This window comes from Aeromonas popoffii (assembly GCF_000820025.1).
Classification (GTDB): domain Bacteria; phylum Pseudomonadota; class Gammaproteobacteria; order Enterobacterales; family Aeromonadaceae; genus Aeromonas; species Aeromonas popoffii.
In genome coordinates, this window is sequence record NZ_CDBI01000092.1 from 42,141 (window position 1) to 48,624 (window position 6,484).

A 6,484-nucleotide genomic window follows, 5' to 3' on the forward strand; every position below is an offset into this window, starting at 1 on the left:
ATCGGCTATTTTATTTGGCATTCACACCAATAACGAACGATAACTTCTGACATGAATGGTGATAATAACTCACAGAAAGACCTCTCCCTCCCCTCCCTGACGGCACTGCGCTGTTTCGAGGTGGCGGCCCGCACCGAAAACTTCAGCCGCGCCGCCGATGAGCTGCATCTCACCCATGGCGCCATCAGCCGGGCAGTACGCCTGCTGGAGGAGGATCTGGGGATCGGGCTGTTCGAGCGCCGCCAGCGCCGGGTCTTTCTGACCGAGGCGGGCAGCAGGCTACATGAGGCCGTCAGGGAAGGGCTGGGCAGGATCCGGGAGACGGTGCAGGCGCTGCGCCAGCAGAGCAAGCCCCAGTCGCTGGTCATCTCCTGCGAGCCCACCCTGCTGATGCGCTGGCTGATCCCGCGCTGGCCTGCCTTTCAAGCCCTGCATCCCGAGCTGGACGTGCATCTGATGGCGGGCGGTGGCGCCCTCAGCTTTGGCAACGGCATAGACCTCGCCATTCGGCGCAACGACTTTCACTGGCCTGATGACCTTTACAGCCAGCTGCTGTTTGAGGAGCTAACGGGGCCCGTCTGTCAGCCGGGCAAGGTATCGCAGTTTTTCGAGCCACAAGGGGAACTGCCGGCGCTGCGCCCCTCTGCCCCCCGCCTGCACACCAAGACCCGTCCCGCCGCCTGGCAAAGCTGGCAGGAACAGGCCGGACAGAGTGCAAGCGACGAGGCGCCGACCCAGACCTTCGAACACTTCTACTTCAGCCTGCAGGCCGCCGTGGCGGGCCTTGGCGTCGCCATCGGCCCCTACCGGCTGGTGTGCGACGATGTCGCCGCCGGCCTGCTGGCCGCCCCGCTCGGATTCATCCCGGATGGCACCGGCTATCACCTGCTCGCTCCCGCACCGCCGATTCCGGGCAGCCCCCATGGAAAACTGGCGAACTGGCTGCAATCCCTCAATGCCTGAGCCCTGGCAGGCAAGATAGAACCAGAGGCAAGGGTCGGCCAAACAAAAGCCCCGGCATGAGCCGGGGCTTTTTGTCAGACTGTTTGCGCCAACCGGCGCCAATCCTTATACCGCTTGCTGCAGGATCACCCCACCGGCCTTCTTGGTGTAGAAAGCGATCTCGTTGAAGTTGAGGTAGCGATAGGTGTCAGCCGCAGTGGCATCCAGGGTCTTGGCGTACTGCAGGTACTCAGCCACGGTCGGAATCTTGCCGAGGATGGCGGCCACGGCAGCCAGCTCGGCAGAGGCCAGATAGACGTTGGCACCCTTGCCCAGACGGTTCGGGAAGTTGCGGGTGGAGGTGGAAACCACGGAGGCCCCTTCCGCCACGCGCGCCTGGTTGCCCATACAGAGGGAGCAGCCCGGGATCTCGATGCGGGCCCCGACGCGACCAAAGATGCCGTAGTAGCCCTCTTCGGTCAGCTGATCTTTGTCCATCTTGGTGGGCGGCGCTATCCACATGCGGGTTGGCAGTTCGCCCTGGAACTTCTCGAGCAGCTTGCCGGCGGCGCGGAAATGGCCGATGTTGGTCATGCAGGAACCGATGAACACTTCGTCGATCTTGTCGCCAGCCACAGTGCTGAGCAGACGGGCATCGTCAGGATCGTTCGGCGCACACAGGATCGGCTCCTTGATGGTGGCCAGATCGATCTCGATGATTTCGGCGTACTCGGCATCCTTGTCTGCTTCCATCAGCACAGGATTAGCCAGCCACTCTTCCATCCCCTTGATGCGACGGGTGATGGTGCGCGGGTCACCGTAGCCCTCGGACAACATCCATTTCAGCATGACGATGTTGGACTTGAGGTACTCGATGATCGGCGCCTGATCCAGCTTGATGGTGCAACCGGCGGCGGAGCGCTCGGCACTGGCGTCGGCCAGCTCGAACGCCTGCTCCACCTTCAGGGTCGGCAAGCCTTCGATTTCGAGGATGCGGCCGGAGAAGATGTTCTTCTTGCCCGCTTTCTCGACGGTCAGCAGCCCTTTCTGGATGGCAGCGTAAGGGATGGCATGAACCAGATCACGCAAGGTGATGCCCGGTTGCAGTTCGCCCTTGAAGCGCACCAGCACGGACTCCGGCATGTCCAGCGGCATGACGCCGGTGGCGGCGGCGAACGCCACCAGACCGGAACCCGCCGGGAAGGAGATACCGATGGGGAAACGGGTATGGGAGTCACCACCGGTACCCACGGTATCGGGCAGCAACATGCGGTTAAGCCAGGAGTGGATGACGCCATCACCCGGACGCAGGGAGACGCCACCACGGTTCATGATGAAGTCCGGCAGGGTGTGGTGAGTCTGTACGTCGATGGGCTTGGGATAGGCCGCGGTGTGGCAGAAGGACTGCATGGTCAGATCGGCGGAGAAGCCGAGGCAAGCCAGATCTTTGAGCTCATCGCGGGTCATGGGGCCTGTGGTGTCCTGAGAGCCGACCGTGGTCATGCGAGGCTCGCAGTAAGTGCCGGGACGAATGCCCTTCACGCCACACGCCTTGCCCACCATCTTCTGGGCCAGGGTGTAACCCTTGCCGGTATCGGCCACAGGCACAGGACGGCGGAACACGGTGGAAAACGGCAGACCCATGACTTCCCGCGCCTTGTCGGTCAGGCCGCGGCCGATGATCAGCGGAATACGGCCACCGGCACGCACTTCGTCGATCAATACCTCTGTCTTGAGTTCAAACTGGGCCAGCACCTGCTCGGTGCCGTGCTTGCAGATCTTGCCGGCAAACGGGTAGATGTCGATCACATCGCCCATCGCAAGCGCAGAGACATCCACTTCGATGGGCAGGGCGCCGGCATCTTCCATGGTGTTGAAGAAGATCGGGGCAATCTTGCCACCCAGACAGACACCGCCAGCGCGCTTGTTCGGCACAAACGGAATGTCGTCGCCCATGAACCAGAGCACAGAGTTGGTGGCGGATTTGCGGGAAGAACCGGTGCCGACCACGTCGCCGACATACGCCAGCGGGAAACCCTTCTCTTTCAGGGCATCGATGGTCTTGATGGGGCCAACGGTGCCGTCATTGTCCGGAGTGATGCCGGGACGGGCGTTTTTCAGCATGGCCAGGGCATGGAGCGGAATGTCGGGACGGGACCAGGCATCCGGCGCCGGAGAGAGGTCGTCGGTGTTGGTTTCGCCAGTCACCTTGAACACGGTGACCGTGATCTTCTCGGCAAGCTCTGGGCGGGAGAGGAACCACTGCGCATCGGCCCAGGATTGCATCACCTGCTTGGCGTGAGCATTGCCCGCCTTGGCCTTCTCTTCCACGTCGTGGAAGGAGTCAAACATCAGCAGGGTGTGGGAGAGGCCCTTGGCGGCAAGCGGGGCCAGGGTGCTGTGGTCCAGCAGGTCGATCAGCGGCTGAATGTTGTAACCACCCTGCATGGTGCCCAGCAGCTCAACAGCTTGCGCGGCAGTCAGGATGGGAGAGTGGGCTTCGCCCTTGGCGATGGCGGTGAGGAAACCGGCTTTGACATAGGCCGCTTCATCAACTCCTGGGGGAATACGGGAGGACAACAGCTCTTTCAGAAAGTCTTGTTCGCCAGCGGGCGGGTTCTTGAGAAGCTCAACCAGGGCGGCGACCTGCTCTGCATCCAGAGGTTTGGCTACCACGCCCTCGGCGGCACGTTCTGCGACGTGTTTACGGTATGTTTCAAGCACGACTAATTCCTCTTTGGTCTTTTTTGGGGGTCGCCCACGCTCGCGGCGATCGTCCTTGCGGGACACCCTTAGGGTGCCCCCCACTATATAAGTTTTAACGACTAATTAAAATCCAAACACTGTACATATATTCACCAAAACAACATAACCATCTAAACTTGCTCATGTTTTGCCAGCATATAAAAGACACACCAGAAATAAGTTAACAAAAAAGCATCATTTGGCCGTTATTCGAATGTGGTGCCCAATTGCAGATAGAACATGTTGTTGCCCCCCTCTGCCACGCCATAGCCGAGGAAGATGGGGCCGAGGAAGCTCTCCACCCCCACATAGACGGAACCGGCGGTAATGGAGCTGTCGAAGTCGATCTCCGCCCCCTTGTTCCATACCCCGCCCTGTTCGAGGGAACTGCCCAGATAGAGCGGCATCCTGAATGCACCAAAGTCGTTATCCGCCACCCGGTAGATATAGCGAAGTCCTCCCAGCAGACTGTAGCGACCGCTCAGCTGATAGCGCTGGAAGCCGGAGAGGCGGAAAGGACCACCAAGATCCTGGACGTAGAGCGGTACTATCTCGTCACTATTGGAACCGCCCCCTTCCAGTATCAGGTTGAGGCTGTGCCGATCCCACGACCAAGGCTTGACCATGGCGAAGTTGTAGTTCAGTCCCCTGTCCCTGCCAATCTGATCAAGTTCTCCCCCAGTGAGATTGACGCGGGAGTAACCCAGCTTCATGTCCCACTTATTTCCCGAGTAGGGGAAGTAGAGGCTATCCAGGGTGTCGTACTCAAAGTGAATGAAAGGGCCCCAAGTGGTGGCATCTACATTGGCATTCCCCGCCTGTTTAATCTCGATACTGCCTATTTGCCCCTCCAGTCCCGTGTAGATACGGCTCCAGGGCTGACTGTTCCAACCCACGGCCAGCTCGGAGCTGAAGAATGAGTAGCTGATGTCGGGATTAGTCGATGCATCCAACCCAATATTGAAGATGCGCCGCGGGGTTTTGTTATAAGCCAGGCTCGCCTCACCGTAAAAGGTCTGGGATGGTTCCAGCGGGGTGTAGAAGACTGTTTTAACGTGCTTTGAGGTACCAAGCGCGGCCTCTGTTAACCACTCGGCCCCCCACTTGTTGACATTGGTCAGGGTATAGGACATGCCGACGTTGTAGTTGGAATTACTCTCGAAATCGTCAGAGAAGCCAAACTGGAAGTTGAGGAAACCCGGACCCCAGCTCTTCTCGTTGGCATCCACCACCAGCACGTTCTCCCCATCCCGTTCCTCTATCTTGTAGGTGATACGGTCAAATGACTCCAGCGCATAGAGACGGCGGATCCCAGCCTCCAAGCTCTCATTGGTCTGGATCTGATCGGGACGTACGTTCAACATGGCGCGCACAGTCTCGTCCGAGAGGCGCGAGTTGTTGATGATCTCCACCTTGTCGATGAAGTAGGCGGGCTGACCACTACGCTCGGCCCGCCGGCTCAGTTTGTGATCGCGATACTCCTTGTAACGCTCCTTGCTCAGGGCAAGCCGATCCAGTTCCGGTGCAGCCTTCATGGCAGCCATCTCACCCCGTTTGATCCCATCCGGCATACGGGCAAAATCAGCGATCCCGATGTCGTCTATGTCAGGTGTCAGCAGGATATCTCCATCCTCCAGCAGCGCCTTCTGCCTGTCGGTACCGACCCGGGTCATGAAGGTGGTGAGCTGGCCAATCATGGCAAGGCCAGAATTGAGGGATTCCTGAGTGCGCAGCCTGGCCCCAATATCCACCGCGATCACCACATCAGCCCCCATCGCCTTGGCAACATCAACCGGCATGTTATTGACGATGCCACCATCGGCCAGAATGCGCCCCTCCCACTTGACCGGCTTGAGCGCCCCCGGGATGGACATGGAGGCCTGCATCGCCTTAGCCAAGCTACCGTGATCCAGCACGAAGGGGGTGACGGTCTCCATGTCGGTCGCCATGGCACGATAGGGGATGGGCAGATCGTCGAAACTCTGCAATGACGGCAGGTTGAAGGTCGCGAGTCGTAGCAGACTAGCCATAGTCTGCCCCTGAATGAAGCCATTCGGTAGTTGGAAAGCTCCGCCATTAAAACCGATATCGGTACGCAGCTGAAACCTCTCTATCTGCTGCTTTTTACGCAGCGAGAGCTCTTCGCGGCCCACTCGGTCCTGATATCCCTTACTCCAATCGATGGCGAGCGTGGTTCGCTCCACCTCTTCGGCACTGAGCCCCATGGCGGACATGCCCGCCACATAGGCACCCATGCTGGTGCCCACTATGATGTCGACCGGAATGCGCTTCTCCTCCAGTACCTTGAGGATACCGATATGGGCCGCCCCCTTGGCACCACCGCCACTCAGTACCAGAGCAATCTTGGGCCGATCGGACTGGGCCGCCACCATGAACGGCAGGCAAGCCAGCAAAACCAGAAACAGGTGGGTCCATCCCCGATGAAAGATGCGCATATGATTTTCCATTGAATCCAGTTCGAGCCAAGTGAGCAATGAAGCCTACTATAAAGTGCGAACAAGGAACCGCAACCGCTACGACAGCGATATAGCGCACTCACCGAGCAGCCAATGGGTCTGAACAATCCGGTGCCGCTGTGTGAGCCCACCGCCACCGAGGGGCAGTCCTGCGTGATGAGCGAGATCAACCGCAACGTGGATGACATCAAGACGACCGACATAGCCCACCGGCTTGTCGAGCCGCAGCCTGCTGCCGCTCTGCGGCCAGTTCGGCAAGCTGGTGGGCAGCTTCCGGCTCGGACCTGCTCCTTGACGTGAACCAGAAACAACAGAGAGCG

General features: G+C 59.5%; 4 protein-coding genes. 2 read left to right on the plus strand and 2 right to left on the minus strand.

The features are described from left to right. Positions 1-51: 51 nt before the first annotated feature. On the plus strand, positions 52-963 hold the full coding sequence (locus BN1129_RS20275; RefSeq protein ID WP_042039004.1) for a LysR family transcriptional regulator: 912 nt from the start codon (positions 52-54) through the stop codon (positions 961-963). Between the two features lie 105 nt (positions 964-1,068). Here the strand turns inward: BN1129_RS20275 and acnB are convergent, their stop codons facing one another. Continuing rightward, positions 1,069-3,666, minus strand: a complete 2,598-nt coding sequence (gene acnB, locus BN1129_RS20280; protein ID WP_042039006.1) for a bifunctional aconitate hydratase 2/2-methylisocitrate dehydratase — start codon at positions 3,664-3,666, stop codon at positions 1,069-1,071. Positions 3,667-3,893: 227 nt separating this feature from the next. Further along, positions 3,894-6,143, minus strand: a complete 2,250-nt coding sequence (locus tag BN1129_RS20285; protein ID WP_042039007.1) for a patatin-like phospholipase family protein — start codon at positions 6,141-6,143, stop codon at positions 3,894-3,896. A gap of 114 nt (positions 6,144-6,257) precedes the next feature. Here BN1129_RS20285 and BN1129_RS20290 point away from each other — a divergent pair, with 114 nt between their 5' ends. Beyond that, positions 6,258-6,464 carry a hypothetical protein gene (locus tag BN1129_RS20290; RefSeq protein ID WP_042039009.1) on the plus strand — a complete coding sequence of 69 codons (207 nt, stop codon included), beginning with the start codon at positions 6,258-6,260 and terminating at the stop codon, positions 6,462-6,464. Positions 6,465-6,484: the final 20 nt, after the last annotated feature.

What these genes read in the sequence shown, in the direction of transcription:
- BN1129_RS20275 (WP_042039004.1), top strand. Translation starts at nt 52, where the DNA reads ATGAATGGTGATAATAACTCACAGAAAGACCTCTCCCTCCCCTCCCTG.
- BN1129_RS20285 (WP_042039007.1), bottom strand. Translation starts at nt 6,143, where the DNA reads ATGCGCATCTTTCATCGGGGATGGACCCACCTGTTTCTGGTTTTGCTG.
- BN1129_RS20290 (WP_042039009.1), top strand. Translation starts at nt 6,258, where the DNA reads ATGGGTCTGAACAATCCGGTGCCGCTGTGTGAGCCCACCGCCACCGAG.